This is a genomic window from Cellulomonas sp. KH9 (genome assembly GCF_900114185.1).
In the GTDB taxonomy this organism is placed as follows: domain Bacteria; phylum Actinomycetota; class Actinomycetes; order Actinomycetales; family Cellulomonadaceae; genus Cellulomonas.
Window position 1 is genome coordinate 101,142 of the sequence record NZ_FOSE01000004.1, and the last position, 14,565, is coordinate 115,706.

18 protein-coding genes are annotated in these 14,565 nt (G+C 74.7%); 8 read left to right on the top strand and 10 right to left on the bottom strand.

Annotated features, from left to right (window positions below):
• Nucleotides 1-14: 14 nt before the first annotated feature.
• Nucleotides 15-836, bottom strand: coding sequence for a GTP pyrophosphokinase (locus tag BMZ16_RS13285; RefSeq protein WP_255366647.1), 822 nt, complete (start codon nt 834-836; stop codon nt 15-17).
• A gap of 88 nt (nt 837-924) precedes the next feature.
• Here BMZ16_RS13285 and gltX point away from each other — a divergent pair, with 88 nt between their 5' ends.
• Together gltX and BMZ16_RS13295 are read left to right on the top strand one after the other, a co-directional pair.
• Complete coding sequence (gene gltX / locus BMZ16_RS13290) at nt 925-2,436, top strand: glutamate--tRNA ligase (RefSeq protein ID WP_255366648.1); 1,512 nt, start codon at nt 925-927, stop codon at nt 2,434-2,436.
• Complete coding sequence (locus BMZ16_RS13295) at nt 2,433-3,170, top strand: HAD family hydrolase (protein ID WP_089801303.1); 738 nt, start codon at nt 2,433-2,435, stop codon at nt 3,168-3,170. Before gltX ends, BMZ16_RS13295 begins: the two co-directional genes overlap by 4 nt.
• A gap of 28 nt (nt 3,171-3,198) precedes the next feature.
• On the opposite strand, the gene BMZ16_RS13300 is transcribed toward BMZ16_RS13295, so the two are convergent.
• The 5 genes from BMZ16_RS13300 to BMZ16_RS13320 form a co-directional block, all read right to left on the bottom strand.
• Entirely contained in the window at nt 3,199-3,942 is a 744-nt protein-coding gene (locus tag BMZ16_RS13300) for a class I SAM-dependent methyltransferase (protein ID WP_089802069.1), read from the bottom strand.
• Between the two features lie 63 nt (nt 3,943-4,005).
• Nucleotides 4,006-4,785 (bottom strand): histidinol-phosphatase, encoded by a 780-nt coding sequence (gene hisN / locus BMZ16_RS13305; RefSeq protein WP_089801305.1) that lies wholly within the window; start codon nt 4,783-4,785, stop codon nt 4,006-4,008.
• 100 nt (nt 4,786-4,885) lie between these two features.
• Entirely contained in the window at nt 4,886-5,974 is a 1,089-nt protein-coding gene (gene rsgA, locus BMZ16_RS13310) for a ribosome small subunit-dependent GTPase A (RefSeq protein WP_089801308.1), read from the bottom strand.
• Complete coding sequence (gene aroA, locus BMZ16_RS13315; RefSeq protein WP_089801311.1) at nt 5,974-7,311, bottom strand: 3-phosphoshikimate 1-carboxyvinyltransferase; 1,338 nt, start codon at nt 7,309-7,311, stop codon at nt 5,974-5,976. Before aroA ends, rsgA begins: the two co-directional genes overlap by 1 nt.
• Nucleotides 7,312-7,345: 34 nt before the next feature.
• On the bottom strand, nt 7,346-7,942 hold the full coding sequence (locus tag BMZ16_RS13320; protein WP_255366649.1) for a DoxX family membrane protein: 597 nt from the start codon (nt 7,940-7,942) through the stop codon (nt 7,346-7,348).
• A 74-nt stretch (nt 7,943-8,016) separates the two neighbouring features.
• Here BMZ16_RS13320 and BMZ16_RS13325 point away from each other — a divergent pair, with 74 nt between their 5' ends.
• Both BMZ16_RS13325 and rsrA read left to right on the top strand, forming a co-directional pair.
• Nucleotides 8,017-8,856: a sigma-70 family RNA polymerase sigma factor gene (locus BMZ16_RS13325; protein WP_304441043.1), complete on the top strand. Its 840-nt coding sequence runs from the start codon at nt 8,017-8,019 to the stop codon at nt 8,854-8,856.
• The gene (gene rsrA / locus BMZ16_RS13330) at nt 8,853-9,170 is read left to right on the top strand and encodes a mycothiol system anti-sigma-R factor (protein WP_089801313.1); all 318 of its coding nucleotides are present in this window, start codon (nt 8,853-8,855) and stop codon (nt 9,168-9,170) included. Before BMZ16_RS13325 ends, rsrA begins: the two co-directional genes overlap by 4 nt.
• Nucleotides 9,171-9,268: 98 nt before the next feature.
• Here rsrA and BMZ16_RS20060 read toward each other — a convergent pair whose 3' ends face one another.
• Nucleotides 9,269-9,343, bottom strand: a complete 75-nt coding sequence (locus BMZ16_RS20060; protein WP_099052597.1) for a 50S ribosomal protein bL37 — start codon at nt 9,341-9,343, stop codon at nt 9,269-9,271.
• A 138-nt stretch (nt 9,344-9,481) separates the two neighbouring features.
• Here BMZ16_RS20060 and BMZ16_RS13335 point away from each other — a divergent pair, with 138 nt between their 5' ends.
• The 3 genes from BMZ16_RS13335 to BMZ16_RS13345 all read left to right on the top strand — a co-directional run bounded on the left by BMZ16_RS13335 (nt 9,482) and on the right by BMZ16_RS13345 (nt 12,211).
• Complete coding sequence (locus BMZ16_RS13335) at nt 9,482-10,570, top strand: type IV pilus twitching motility protein PilT (protein ID WP_089801315.1); 1,089 nt, start codon at nt 9,482-9,484, stop codon at nt 10,568-10,570.
• Between the two features lie 142 nt (nt 10,571-10,712).
• Entirely contained in the window at nt 10,713-11,606 is an 894-nt protein-coding gene (locus BMZ16_RS13340) for a DUF4097 family beta strand repeat-containing protein (RefSeq protein WP_255366650.1), read from the top strand.
• Nucleotides 11,606-12,211, top strand: coding sequence for a PadR family transcriptional regulator (locus BMZ16_RS13345; protein WP_089801317.1), 606 nt, complete (start codon nt 11,606-11,608; stop codon nt 12,209-12,211). The genes BMZ16_RS13340 and BMZ16_RS13345 overlap by 1 nt, the downstream gene beginning before the upstream one ends.
• A 20-nt stretch (nt 12,212-12,231) precedes the next feature.
• Here BMZ16_RS13345 and BMZ16_RS13350 read toward each other — a convergent pair whose 3' ends face one another.
• The 3 genes from BMZ16_RS13350 to BMZ16_RS19320 all read right to left on the bottom strand — a co-directional run bounded on the left by BMZ16_RS13350 (nt 12,232) and on the right by BMZ16_RS19320 (nt 13,468).
• Nucleotides 12,232-12,576, bottom strand: a complete 345-nt coding sequence (locus tag BMZ16_RS13350; protein ID WP_089801319.1) for a hypothetical protein — start codon at nt 12,574-12,576, stop codon at nt 12,232-12,234.
• Nucleotides 12,563-13,162, bottom strand: a complete 600-nt coding sequence (locus BMZ16_RS13355) for a GDSL-type esterase/lipase family protein (protein ID WP_089802075.1) — start codon at nt 13,160-13,162, stop codon at nt 12,563-12,565. The genes BMZ16_RS13350 and BMZ16_RS13355 overlap by 14 nt, the downstream gene beginning before the upstream one ends.
• A gap of 147 nt (nt 13,163-13,309) precedes the next feature.
• The gene (locus tag BMZ16_RS19320; protein ID WP_177199704.1) at nt 13,310-13,468 is read right to left on the bottom strand and encodes a hypothetical protein; all 159 of its coding nucleotides are present in this window, start codon (nt 13,466-13,468) and stop codon (nt 13,310-13,312) included.
• Between the two features lie 93 nt (nt 13,469-13,561).
• Here BMZ16_RS19320 and BMZ16_RS13360 point away from each other — a divergent pair, with 93 nt between their 5' ends.
• Nucleotides 13,562-14,530, top strand: a complete 969-nt coding sequence (locus BMZ16_RS13360; protein ID WP_089801321.1) for a GlxA family transcriptional regulator — start codon at nt 13,562-13,564, stop codon at nt 14,528-14,530.
• The last annotated feature ends 35 nt before the right edge of the window (nt 14,531-14,565 follow it).

Genomic DNA, 14,565 nt, shown 5'->3' on the forward strand with positions numbered 1-14,565 from the left:
GCCGTGGCGCACGGTCAGAGCGGGGCGTCCCGGTCCGCCGCGCCCTCGGTGCCCAGGTCCCGTACCTCGTCGCGCAGCCGCCCCATGCGCGCGTCGAGCTCGGCCGCCGTCGCGGCGGCGTCCAGCAGCTCGTCACGCAGGTGCGGCGGCAGCGCGTCGCGGTACTTGTACGACAGCTTGTGCTCGACGCTCGCCCAGAAGTCCATGGCGATCGTGCGGATCTGCACCTCGACGAACACGTGCTCGGTGCGGTCGGACAGGAACACCGGGATGCGCACGATGAGGTGCAGCGACCGGTACCCGTTGGCCTTGGGTGCGGCGATGTAGTCCTTGCGCTGCACGACCTCGACGTCGGGCTGCCGCGAGAGCATGTCCGCGACCCAGTAGGCGTCGGACTCGAAGCTGCAGGTGATGCGGATGCCCGCGATGTCGCGGATGCGCTCGCGCACCGTCGGCAGGTCGCTCGTGCAGCCGTACCGCATCGTCTTGTCGAGGATCGAGTCCATCGACTTCAGCCGCGACGTGACGTGCTCGATCGGGTTGTGGTCGTGCGTCTGGCGGAACTCGGAGCGCAGGATGCGGATCTTCGTCAGCATCTCCTCGATGCCGAACTCGTAGACCATCCGGAACCGCGCCATGTCGCGCTGCGCGTCGCGCACCCGGTCGACGACGCGCCCGGGGTCGACGTCCTCGGTGACCAGCGCCGCGGCCCGCCGGCGCACCACCTCGGCGACGCTGTGCGCCGACCCGCCCGGTGCGTCGCCGTCCGGGACCGCTGCTGCTGCTGCGGGCTGGGCGTGACGAGGTGACGGGGGTGCTGCGGTCGAGCCGGGCATGCCTCCTCCAACGACCGGGGGCGTCGTGGGGTTCCGGCCGCTCGGTACGCTGGACCCGATCCCACTCCTGCCATCCCCGAGGTGCTCCGTGTCCGCCAGCAGCCCTGTGCGCGTCCGCTTCTGCCCGTCCCCGACGGGCACGCCCCATGTCGGTCTCATCCGCACCGCGCTGTTCAACTGGGCCTACGCGCGCCACGTCGGCGGCACGTTCGTCTTCCGCATCGAGGACACCGACCCGGCGCGCGACTCGCAGGAGTCGTACCTGCAGCTGCTCGACGCGCTGCGCTGGCTGGGCCTGGACTGGGACGAGGGCGTCGAGGTCGGCGGTCCGCACGAGCCGTACCGGCAGTCGCAGCGCATGGACCTGTACCGCGACGTCGTCGCGCGCCTCGTCGAGGGGGGCTACGCGTACGAGTCCTTCTCGACGCCCGAGGAGGTCGAGGCGCGCCACCGCGCGGCCGGGCGCGACCCGAAGCTGGGCTACGACGGCTTCGACCGCGACCTGACCGAGGAGCAGAAGGCGGCCTACCGCGCCGAGGGGCGCGAGGCCGTCATCCGCATGCGGATGCCCGACGAGGACGTGACGTTCACGGACCTCGTGCGCGGCGAGATCACGTTCAAGGCCGGGTCCGTGCCGGACTACGTCATCGTGCGCGGCAACGGCCACCCCCTGTACACGCTGGTCAACCCCGTCGACGACGCGCTCATGGGCATCACGCACGTGCTGCGCGGCGAGGACCTGCTGTCCTCCACCCCGCGCCAGGTCGTGCTCTACCGCGCGCTGCTGGACCTCGGCGTCGGGACCGTCGTGCCGCAGTTCGGCCACATGCCGTACGTCATGGGCGAGGGCAACAAGAAGCTGTCGAAGCGCGACCCCGAGTCCAACCTGTTCCTGCACCGCGAGCGGGGTTTCGTCCCCGAGGGCCTGCTCAACTACCTCGCGCTGCTCGGCTGGTCCATCGCGCCCGACCGGGACGTGTTCACCCTCGAGGAGATGGTCGCGGCGTTCGACGTCGCCGACGTCAACCCGAACCCCGCCCGGTTCGACCTGAAGAAGGCCGAGGCGATCAACGGCGCGCACGTGCGGATGCTCGCGCCCGAGGACTTCCGCGGGCGCCTCGTGCCGTACCTGCACCACGCGGGCCTCGTGCCGGCGGACTCCTACGCGGACCTGTCCGCGGAGCACCGCGCGCTGCTCGACGCGGGCGCACCGCTCGTGCAGGAGCGCATGACGCTGCTGGGCGAGGCCGTCGGCATGCTCGGCTTCCTCTTCGTCGCCGACGACGCCCTCGAGGTCGTCGAGGACGCGCGCGCCGCGCTGCGCCCCGAGTCGGCCGACGTGCTGGACCGTGCCGCGCAGGTGCTGGGAGAGCTCCCCGCCGACGGCTTCACGACCGACGCCGTGCAGACGGCGCTCTCGGCCGCGCTCGTGTCCCCGGCGGAGGAGGGCGGCCTGGGCATCAAGCCCCGGTTCGCGTACACGCCGCTGCGCGTGGCGCTGACCGGGCGGCGCGTCTCGCCCCCGCTGTTCGAGTCGATGGAGATCCTCGGCAAGGACGCGACGCTGGCGCGGATCGCCGCCCTGCGCGCGACCCTGTGAGGGCCGTCGACGGCGTCCTGTTCGACATCGACGACACGCTCGTCGAGACGCGTGCGGCGTTCCGGGTCGCGCTCGCGGCCGTGCTGGCGCAGTACGCGCCGGGCGCCGACGTCGACCAGGCGCTCGCGCTGTGGCGTGCCGACACCGGCGAGCACTACCGCGCGTACACGCGTGGCGAGCTGACGTTCCACGAGCAGCGCCGGACGCGTGCGAACGAGCTGCACGCGGAGCTCGGCGGGCCGGTGCTCGACGAGGACGGGTACCGCGGGTGGTCCGAGCTGTTCGACCGGGCCTTCGCGGCCGCCTGGACCGCCCACGCCGACGCGGACCCGGTGCTGGCGCGGCTGCTGGACGCGGGCCTCCGCATCGGCGCGCTGAGCAACGCCCGCCAGGACCTGCAGACCGTCAAGCTCGCCCGCGCGGGTCTGGGGGACCGCCTCGAGGTGCTGGTCGGCGTCGACACCCTGGGCTTCGGCAAGCCGGACCCGCGCGTGTTCCTCGAGGCGTGCCGCCGCCTGGGCGCCGCGCCCGCACGCACGGCGTACGTCGGAGACGAGCTCGACGTCGACGCGGTCGCGGCACGGCAGGCGGGGCTCGTGGGCGTCTGGCTGGACAGGCCGGGGCCACGGCGGGTCGTCGTCGACGACGCCGAGGTGGCCGCCGCGCGTGCCACGGGCGTCCACGTCATCGCCTCCCTCGACGAGCTGCCGGCGGCCCTCGGGGTCGTGCGGTAGCGGGACCGGGAGCCGCCCGACGGCGGGCTCAGCGGCGGCGGGCGGTGTACACGCGGGTGACGTAGGGCACGGGGACGCTCGCACGCCCGGCGAGGTCCGGGTGGGTCGTCACGAGCTCGCGCACCCGGTCCAGCAGGGCGGCGCGCTCGTCGGCGGGCAGGATCAGCGCGTACGAGCGGGTCCCGGCCAGCCGCACCAGGTCCTCGGGCGTCAGGACGTGGTCCCACCGCACGTCCGTGCGCAGGACGTCCGTGAACGCGGGGCCGGGCGTCGGGTGCGTGCCCCGCGCCAGCTGCGGCCCGGCGGCCTCGTGCAGCAGCGCACCGTAGGCGCCGACCCACGGCACGTCCTCGTCGCGGTCGTTCCAGACGATGCCGAGGGTCCCGCCCGGGCGGAGCACGCGGGCGACCTCGGCGGCGGCCGCGGGCTCGTCGAACCAGTGCCACGCCTGGGCGACCGTGACCGCGTCGACGGACGCGTCGGGCAGCGGGACGGACTCCGCGGTGCCGTCGTGCACCTCGACCTGCGGCAGCCGCGCGACGAGCTCGCGGCGCATGCCGTCGGCGGGCTCCACCGCGACGACGTGCAGGCCGCGCGCCACGAGCGCGGCCGTCAGCTTGCCCGTGCCGGCGGCCAGGTCCAGGACGTCGTGGGCGTCCGGGGGCACCAGCAGGTCCACGGCCGCGTCGGGGTAGCCCGGACGCACCGCGGCGTACTCGTCGGCGTTCTGCGTGAACGCCGCGGCGTGCTCGGCGTGACGGTCGGGGTCCACGCTCACCTCCGGGGCCGGACGGACGGGCTCGTCGGACGCACGGCTCGTCGGACGCACGGCTCGTCAGACGGACAGGATGTCGAGGACCTCGTCGTGCAGCCGCCCGTTGGTGACCACCGCGCTGCCGCCGTGCGGGCCGTCGACGCCCGCCAGCGACGTGAAGCGGCCGCCGGCCTCGGTGACGACGGGCACGAGGGCCGCCATGTCGTACAGCTCGAGCTCGGGCTCGGCCGCGACGTCCACGGCACCCTCGGCCACGAGCACGTACGACCAGAAGTCGCCGTAGGCCCGCGTGCGCCACACCCGGCGCTGCAGGTCCAGGAACTGGTCGAACCGGCCGTGCTGCTCCCACTCGGCCAGGTCGGAGTACGACAGCGACGCGTCCTCCAGGCGCTCGACGCCCGACACCTGCAGCCGCGTCGCGGCCGACAGCGACCGGCCCGTCCAGGCTCCGGTGCCCTTGGCGGCCCACCAGCGCCGGCCGAGGGCAGGGGCGGACACGACGCCGAGCACGACCTCGTCGCCGTCCATCAGCGCCAGCAGGGTCGCCCACACGGGCACGCCGCGGACGAAGTTCTTCGTGCCGTCGATCGGGTCCACGACCCACCGGCGCGGTCCGTGCCCGGTGTCGGAGCGCTCCTCGCCGTGCACGGCGTCCCGCGGACGGGCCCGGGACAGCTGCGAGCGCACCAGGTCCTCGGCGGCGCGGTCCGCGTCGGACACCGGTGTCAGGTCGGGCTTCGTCTCGACCTGCAGGTCCTGCGCCTTGAACCGCGACATCGTCAGCGAGTCGACCTGGTCGGCGACCACGTGGGCCAGCCGGAGGTCGTCGTCGTAGGCCATCAGGGGCTCCTCGTCGCAGGTGCGGTCGTCGCGTGCGGTCCCCGCTGCGCCGTCGTCGGCGGGCGGTCCGCGCCGTCAACCTACCGAACGGGCCGCCGGCTCACGGGACGCGCGCGCCGTCGCCGTCCGGCTCGGGGTCCTCGACGCCCAGGCGGCTGACCAGCAGCCGGCGGAACGAGTCGAGCCGTGCCGCGCGTGCCGCGCGGGTGACGTCGTCCGGTGCGTCGGCGACCCAGTCGTCGAGCGTGCAGTCCGGGGACCCGGCCAGGTGCGTGCAGCCGCGCGGGCACTCGCGCGCGACGTCGTCGAGGTCGGGGAACGCGCCGAGCAGGTGCGTGGGGTCGACGTGCGCGAGCCCGAACGACCGGACGCCCGGCGTGTCGATGACCCACGTCGGGGCGCCCGTGCCCGGCACCTCGAGCGCGACCGCGGACGTCGAGGTGTGCCGCCCGCGGCCCGTGACGTCGTTGACCACGCCGACGGCGCGGTGCGCGTCGGGCACGAGGGCGTTGACCAGGGTCGACTTGCCGACGCCCGAGTGGCCGACGAGGACCGACACCTCACCCGACAGGATCCGGCGCAGCTCGTCCAAGCCGTCGATGGTCCGCTCGCCCGTCGTGGGGTCGACGCCGCGGCGCGTCACCACGACGTCCACGCCGATCGGGGCGTACATGGCCGTCAGCTCCGACGGGTCCGCGAGGTCCGCCTTCGTCAGGGCGAGGAGCACCTCCATGCCCGCGTCGTACGCCGCGGCCACGCAGCGGTCGATCATGCGGGTGCGCGGCTCCGGGTCGGCCAGCGCGGTGACGACGACCAGCCGGTCGGCGTTGGCGACGATGACGCGCTCGACGGGGTCGGTGTCGTCGGCGGTGCGGCGCAGCACCGTGCGGCGCTCACCGATCCGCACGATGCGCGCCAGCGAGCCCTCGGCACCGGACGTGTCCCCGACGACGTCGACCCGGTCGCCCGGGACGACGCGGTCGCGTCCCAGCTCACGGGCCTTCATCGCCAGGATCCGGGTCTCGTCCGGGCCGCCGGGGTCGACCAGCACCGTGTACCGCCCGCGGTCGACGGCCACGACCATCGCCGTGCGGGCGTCGGCGTGCTCGGGACGCTGCTTGGTGCGGGGGCGCGAGCCTCGACCGGGACGGATCCGCACGTCCCGCTCGTCGTAGCGCCGCGTGGGCATCAGGCCGTCGGCCCGGCCGTCAGGCCGTCGCGCACGACGCGCCCGTCGTGCGCGGACGCGGCGAGCATCCCGGTCCACAGGTCGACGAACCCGGGCAGCGTCTTGGCGGTGGTGTCGACGTCCTCGACCTCCACCCCGGGCACCCGCAGGCCGACCAGCGCACCGGCGGTGGCCATGCGGTGGTCGGCGTACGTGCGCCAGACCCCCGGGTGCAGCGGGCGCGGGGTGATGACCAGGCCGTCGGACGTCTGCTCCGCCTGCCCGCCGAGGCGCGTGATCTCCGCGGCGAGCGCTGCGAGCCGGTCGGTCTCGTGACCGCGCAGGTGCGCGATGCCGCGCAGCCGCGTGGGGGAGTCGCCCAGGGCTGCCAGCGCAGCGATCGTCGGGGCGAGCTCGCCCGCCGCACGCAGGTCAAGGTCGACGCCGTGCACCGCACCCGTGCCGGTGACGGTGAGCACGTCGCCCTCCAGGGACGCGGACGCGCCCATGCGCGTGAGGATGTCCGGCAGCAGCCCGCCCGGCTGTGTCGTGCGCGCGGGCCAGCCCGGCACGCTCACGGACCCCCCGGCGACCATCGCGGCGCACAGGAAGGGCGCGGCGTTGGACAGGTCAGGCTCGACGTGGACGTCACGACCGGCGACGGCGCCCGGCTCGACGTGCCAGATCTCCGGGCGCGAGTCGTCGACGACGACGCCGGCGGCGCGCAGCACGGCCACGGTCATCTCGATGTGGGGCAGGCTCGGCAGCGTCGGCCCGGTGTGCCGGACCGTGAGGCCCTGGTCGAACCGGGCGGCGGCGAGCAGCAGGCCGGAGACGAACTGGCTGGAGCCGGAGGCGTCGACGTCGACGTGCCCGCCGCGCACGGCACCGCGCCCGTGCACGGTGAACGGCAGGCGACCGGGCTCGCCCTCCTCGTCCACGCGGACGTCGAGCGCGCGCAGCGCCTGCAGCAGCGGACCCATGGGCCGCGCGAGGGCCTCGGGATCGCCCGTGAAGCGGACCGGCCCGTCGGCGAGCGCGGCGACGGCGGGCAGGAACCGCATCACCGTCCCGGCCAGCCCGCAGTCGACGGTCACGTCCCCGTGCAGGGCCCCCGGGGTCACCTGCACGGCGTCGCCGCCCAGGTCGACCTGCACGCCGAGGGCCTCGAGCGCGGCGGCCATGAGCCGGGTGTCCCGGGAGACGAGCAGCGAGCGCAGGGTGCTCGGCCCGCCCGCGAGGGCGGCGAGGACGAGGTAGCGGTTGCTCAGCGACTTGGAGCCCGGCACCGCGACCGTCGCGTCGAGCGCCCCGTCGGCGACGGGGGCGGTCCACAGGTCCACGTGCTGGCTCGTCATACGGCCAGGCTAGCGGCGTCGCCGGCCGGTCACGTCAGTCGTCCACGTGCCTGGCAGCCTCGGCGGCGCGGGCCGCCTTCACCGCGGCGCGGTCCACCATGGCGTGCTGCACGCGCCACGAGACCCCGGGCCGGCCCTCGAGGTCCACGCCCGCGAGGACGGCGCCGCCGGTGAACGACAGCGCCTGCACCAGGCGCTCCGTGCGCGCCTTCTTCTGGGCGGCCGTCAGCGCGCCCCGGCGTGACACGGGCAGGTTGACGAGCACCAGGGGGACCGTGAGGCCGGCCAGCGCGAGCGCGGCCGTGCGCGGTGCGCGGCCCACCGCGAGCATCGTGCCGGCGACGAGCATCGCGGCGCCGTGCGCCTGCGCGACCGTGGCGAGCTGCTTGTCGCTGACCTCGCCGTCCAGCGCCTTGCCGACCGGGGCGGGAGCCGAGGCGCGGGCGGTGCTCGGCACCCGGCTGCGCAGCGCGTCGAGGCCGTCGCGCATCACCTGCGCGTGGCTGCCGGGGTGGCGCAGCGCGTCGAGCCCCTGGCTGACGAACCACGACGCGAACAGGGGGCGGGCGATGCGGCGCAGCAGCACGGGTTCCTCCAGGAAGACGTCACCGCGGGTGGACGGTGGTCCCACGCTAGTGTCGTCCGCCCGAGGTGGCGCGCCCACGGGCGGGAATGCCTGCAGGTGCCCCCCGTGTTGGACGGGTCATGAGCTGTGCCCTCGCAAGCCCCCCGGCGACCCTGGCCGTGCCCGGGCCCGTCGACGTGGTCGACGTCCCCGGCGCGGCGACCGTCGTGCACCCGCTGCGACCCGGCCCGGCGTACGGCGTCGCACCCTGGGGCGCGCCCCCGCGCGCGGGTGGTGCTGCCCGCGGCGCACTAGGCTCGGTGGTGATGAGTGAGCACCCCGAGGCAGTCGACGACGGCGAGGGCACGACCCGTGCCCCTGCGGGCGAGGACGACGCCGCCCGCAGCGAGCGGTTCGAGGCCGAGGCGCTGGTCTACCTCGACCAGCTGTACGGCGCCGCGCTGCGGATGACGCGCAACCCGGCCGACGCCGAGGACCTGGTCCAGGAGGCGTTCACCAAGGCGTTCGCCGCGTTCCACCAGTACCGTCCGGGCACCAACCTCAAGGCGTGGCTGTACCGGATCCTCACCAACACGTACATCAACACGTACCGCAAGAAGCAGCGTGAGCCGCAGCAGTCCCGGTCGGAGGAGATCGAGGACTGGCAGCTGGCGCGGGCGGAGTCGCACACCTCGCGCGGGCTGCGCTCGGCCGAGGCCGAGGCGCTGGACCACCTGCCGGACTCCGACGTCAAGGACGCCCTGCAGCAGATCCCCGAGGACTTCCGCATCGCGGTGTACCTCGCGGACGTCGAGGGCTTCGCCTACAAGGAGATCGCCGAGATCATGGGCACGCCGATCGGGACGGTGATGTCCCGCCTGCACCGGGGCCGCGCCCAGCTGCGCGAGCTCCTCGCCGACTACGCCCGGGGCCGCGGCCTGGCGGGTGCGGCGCCGAGCACGCCGGACGGTGCCCGGTGAGCGCGCGCGAGGACGAGCCCGTCGTGGCCGACACGTCGGCCGGCCTGCCGGCGACCGGCGCCTGCGGGTGCGACGAGGCCGTCGAGCGGCTGTGGGAGTACGTCGACGCCGAGCTGGGCGCGCTGGACCGTGACCGCGTCGAGGCGCACCTGCACGAGTGCAGGGACTGCCTCGAGGAGGAGCAGATCGAGCTCGTCATGAAGCAGCTGGTGCGGCGGTGCTGCCAGGAGGAGGCCCCGGCGACGCTGCGCCTGCGGATCCGTGAGCAGCTCACCGTCCTGCGGCTGCGCCCCGCGGCGGACACGGAGGCCTGAGGCCCCACGGCCGCAGACCCCACCCCTGGGGCCCCATGACACGGCGACGGGCCCGGAGCGGTGCTCCGGGCCCGTCGCGACGTCACGGCGTCGAACGCTCAGGCGTTGGGACGCTTGCCGTGGTTGGCGGCGTTCCCCTTGCGGGAGCGACGCTTGCGGCCACGCTTGCTCATCGTGGTTCTCCTCGGGTCGCGGCGCGCGCGCACGACGCACGCACGCTGGATGTCGTCCCATGGTCCCACACCTGCAGGGTGGTGCGCGCCGCCGCGTCGGCGCTCAAGTGCGGGGGCAGGGCTCCCGATACCCCAGACGTGAGCCAGCAGCCGCAGTCCGTGATCCCGTTCCTCCACGCCCTGGCCAGCACGGGCGGCTCCGACCTGCACTGCAAGGTCGGGTCGTCGCCGCGCGTGCGGGTGGACGGCCGGCTGCGCAAGCTCCAGGCACCGGAGCTGCGACCCGCTGACACCGAGCGGATGCTCGAGGAGGTCCTGCCCGACGACCTCGTGGAGACCTTCCGCGAGACCAAGGAGGCGGACTTCGCGTACTCCCTGTCGGGCGTCGGGCGGTTCCGGGTCAACGCGTACCAGGCGCGCGGGACGTTCGGGATGGTGTTCCGGCGCGTCGCCGTGGGCGCGCAGTCGCTGGGGGAGCTGGGTCTGCCGGAGGTCGTCGGCGAGCTCGCGCTGGAGCCCCGCGGTCTGGTCCTGGTGACCGGGCCCACCGGATCGGGCAAGACGACGACCCTGGCCTCGATGGTCGACCTCATCAACTCGTACCGCGAGGTCAACATCGTGACGATCGAGGACCCGATCGAGATCCTGCACGCGGACAAGAAGGCGATCGTCTCCCAGCGCGAGGTGCGCCAGGACACCGCGGACTTCACCGTGGCGCTGCGCGCGGCGATGCGTCAGGACCCGGACGTCATCCTCGTCGGTGAGATGCGGGACACCGAGACGGTGCGCGCGGCGCTGTCCGCGGCCGAGACCGGCCACCTGGTGCTCTCGACGCTGCACACCATCGACGCGGCCGAGACCATCAACCGCATCGTCGACTTCTTCCCGCCCCACGAGCAGAAGCAGGTCCGCATCGCGCTGGCCCAGGCGCTGCGCGGCATCGTGTCGCAGCGACTGGTGCGCAAGGCCGACGGCAGCGGTCGGCAGGCGGCGATCGAGGTCATGGTCAACACCGGCCGCACGGCCGAGGCCATCATCGAGCCGCAGGAGAACCCCCCGCTGACCGACCTCATCAAGGAGGGGGACTTCTACAAGATGCAGACGTTCGACCAGCACCTGTTCACGCTGGTCCGCGACGCGGTGGTGACCTTCGAGGAGGCGCTGGCCGTCGCGTCCAACCCGCACGACCTGACGGTGGAGCTGCGCGGCGCGGGCATCGTCGTGTAGTCCCACCCTCCCCGTGACGACGGCCGACGACCTCACGGAGGTCGTCGGCCGTCGTCGTCCGCAGGGCCGCGCGGAGGGTTGTGCACGGCGATCTCGCGATATAGCGTGTCCGCACAACACGACATATCGCGATGGAGGCATCATGTCGACGGAGTCCTGGGTCGTTGCCGGCCCGCAGGTGATCGAGGTCGAGGAGCTGCGCGCGCTGCGCGTCGGGCTGGTGGGCGGTCGCGTCGACGTGGTGGCCCACGACGACCCGGAGCAGCGCGGTGCGCGGCTCGAGGTGCACGAGGTCGACGGCCGTCCGCTGGAGGTGACGTTGTCCGACGGCGAGCTGCGCGTCGGCTACAGCTTCACGCTCGGTGGGTGGGAGGGCTTCGTCGAGCGGTTCCGCAACTTCCAGGACAAGGACCGGGCCGACGTCCACGTCGCGGTCCCGCGCGACGTGCTGGCCAAGGTCGGCACGGTCAGTGCCGACGAGCTCGTCGCCGGCCTGCGGCAGGACGTCTCGGTCTCGACCGTCTCCGGCTCCGTCGTCGTGGACGACGTGCACGGACGCCTGTCGACCAACAGCGTCTCGGGGGAGACGGTCGTGCGCCGCCACCAGGGCGACGTGCGCTTCAACACCGTGTCGGGGGAGTTCGCCGCCTCCGGCGAGCTGACGCTCGTGCAGGGCAACTCGGTGTCGGGGGCGGTCTCGCTCGACGTCGGTCCCGGCACGTCCTCGCTCACGGTCACGACCGTCGCCGGTGACCTCACGGTCCGCGTCCCCGAGGGTGCCGGGCTGCGCGTGCGGGCCCAGTCGGTCTCCGGGCGCCTCGTCGTCGACGGGCAGGAGCACAAGGGCACCGGTCCCGGGCACCGGACCGTCGACCTGGACTCCGGCGACGGCGGCACCTTCCTCTCCGCGACCACGGTGACGGGGCACGTGACCGTGCTGCGCGCGCCGGTGGGCGACGCGGTCGTCGACGCGGTGCCGGGCGACGCGGTGCCGGGCGACGTGGTGTGGGGCGACGCCGTCGACGGGCGCGCCTGATGGTCCAGGTCTTCGCGCACGGCCGGCTGCGGCTGTACCTGCTCTCCCTGCTCGAGGACGGGCCGCGGCACGGCTACGAGCTCATGACCGCGTTGAGCGACCGGTTCGGCGGGACCTACCGGCCCAGCGCGGGGACGGTGTACCCGCGGCTGGCACGCCTCGAGGAGGAGGGGCTGGTCCGGCGCAGCGACGAGGGCCGCAAGGCCACCTACACGCTCACGGACGCCGGTCGAGCCGAGCTCGACGCCCGGCGCGGCGACCTGGCGCACCTGGAGGCGGAGATCGCCGAGACGGTCCGGGCGCAGGCGTCCCAGGTGCGCGACGACGTGCAGGCGGCGATGCGCGGCCTGCGGGCCGACCTCGCCTCGGCCGCCCAGCGCGCTCGCGACGCGGCACGCCCCTCCCCGGGTGAGCCGGACCCGCAGCGCACGGCCTCGCACCGGCGACGTGTCGAGGCCGAGGCGATCGTCCGGCGCTTCGGCGACGAGGTCCGCACCGACCTGCGCCGGGCCGACGCCGCGTCGGGCGTCGACGAGCTGACGGTCGAGACCCTGCGGACGGTGCTCGACACGGCGCTGCGCACGATGCGGTCCACGCTGCGCTGAGCGCCCAGCGCCCGGGTCGCTCAGGAGGGCGCGCCGGGGTGGGTGGCGCGCAGCAGCGCACGGCGGCGACGTGCGCGGCCTGTCCAGGCGCGCGCGCCACCCGCCACCGCCGCGCCGACGGCGGCCCACACGAGGATCGCCACCCCGCCGCCCCACGCCGCCAGGGCGGCGCCGCCCAGCACCCCGCCGGCGACCGCGAACGCGACCATGACGAGCAGGACGGCAGCGGCGCGCAGGCAGACCTCGAGCACGGCACGGAGGCCGACGACGGGCCCCGGGGGAGGGCTCGACGCGCCGGCGGGTGCCTCCGACGGTGCGGGGACGGCGTGCGGCGGGACGGCGTGCGTCGGGTCAGGCGCCGTCATCCGGCAGGCCCAGCCACGTGTGCCAGCCGGTGTGCAGGACGAGCCAGGCCATGAGCCCGTAGCCGGCCTGACCGGGCAGGTGCTGCGGCGAGGTGGCCATGTCCGCGAGCCACTGGTCGTGCGTCGCCAGCGGCGAGTACATGTCGACGTACGGGACACGCCGCCGCGAGGCGACGTCCCCGAGCGCGGCGGAGAGCTCGGCCAGGCGGTCGCTCTCGTGCACGGGGCCCGGCGGCGGGCCGATCACGAACGCCGGGATCCGGCGCTGGTCGGCGACGTCGAGGATGTTGGCCAGGTTCAGGCGGCTGCGCGCCAGCGAGAGGCCGGCGGCGATGTCCGCGCGCCCGAGGGCGACCACGAGGCGGTTGTCGGCGTGGGGTGACAGCCGGCGGGAGACCTCCGCGTCCCAGCGTGCGCCGAGCTCGGTACTGGTCTCGCCCGGGACGGCCAGGGTGAGGACGGTCAGCGGGTCGGGTGCGCTGGTGCGCGCGGTCACGCGTCCCACCCAGCCGAGCCCCTTGGGGTCGCCCGCGCCGGCCACCAGCTCGTCCCCGACCACGGCGAGACGCAGCGGCAGCTCACCCACGCCCATCACTCCTGCCTGTGCCCGCGGCACCGGCCGGTCCGGTGCGCGATGGCACAGTCTCTCAGGCCGGGGGCGCGTGGTCGCACCGTTCGACGGGCGGGTCGGCGCCGTGTCGGTCACGGCCCTGCGGCCGTGGGGTGGGCCGCGTCACCGCGAGAAGACGTGGGTCGCAGGGACTTCCGCCTCGTGGGGGTGCGAACGGGGCGGCTCACGGTGACCGAGGCCGTCGTCCCGGACGACGCGGACGAGCCAGGTGATCCACCCGGCGGCGGTGAGCAGTGTCAGGCTGATCCAGAGCATGTCCACGGCAGAAAGTCTGCGCTCCGCAAGATAGCGCCACGAGTGGCAGAACCGACGGTGGGGGTTGAGATTCTGCCAACGCCGTGGGACTGTCGACGGGTGCTCCGGACCGTCGCCGTGCTCGCCCTGCCCCACGCCGCCCCGTTCGAGCTCGGCACCGCCTGCGAGGTCTTCGGCATCGACCGCTCCGACACCGGCGGTCCCCGCTTCGACTTCCGCGTCTGCGGTCCGACCCCCGGCGTCGCCATGCCGACCAAGGCCGGTTTCGCGGTCGTCGTCGACCACGGCCTGGAGGTGATGCGCGACGCCGACCTGGTCGTGGTGCCCGCCTACGGCATGCCACCCGGGGCCGTCCCCGCCGACGTGCTGCAGGAGCTGCGCGACGCCCACGAGCGTGGCGCGTGGATCCTGAGCATCTGCAGCGGCGCGTTCGCGCTGGGCGAGGCCGGGCTGCTCGACGGGCGGCGCTGCACGACCCACTGGATGCACGCGGCCGCCCTGGCCGAGCGCTTCCCGTCCGCCACCGTGGACCCCGACGTGCTCTACGTCGAGGACGGCCGGGTCATCACCGGCGCCGGGACCGCCGCCGGCATCGACGCCTGCCTGCACCTGGTGCGTCGTGAGCTCGGCGCGGCGGCGGCCACGAGCATCGCGCGGCGGATGGTGGTGCCCCCGCAGCGCGACGGCGGCCAGGCGCAGTACGTCGACACCCCGCTGCCCCCGCGCGCCGACACCCTCGCGCCGCTGCTGACCTGGATGCTCGAGCACCTCGACGGCGACCTGGGCGTGCCCGCGCTCGCCGCCCACGCGCTGCTGTCCGAGCGCACGTTCGCACGGCGCTTCCGCGCCGAGACCGGGTCGACGCCCGCCGCCTGGGTGGCGCGCCAGCGGGTCGCGCGCGCCCAGGAGCTGCTGGAAGGCACCGACGTCCCCGTCGAGGAGGTCGCCCGCCGCTGCGGGTTCGGCACCGCGGCGCTGCTACGGCACCACTTCGCCCGCACGCTCGGCACGACGCCGCTGGCCTACCGGCGCCGGTTCACCTGCGACCCCGCCGAGCAGGCCTCCTAGGAGTCCCACCGCACGACGACGGGCCGGCGCCCCGG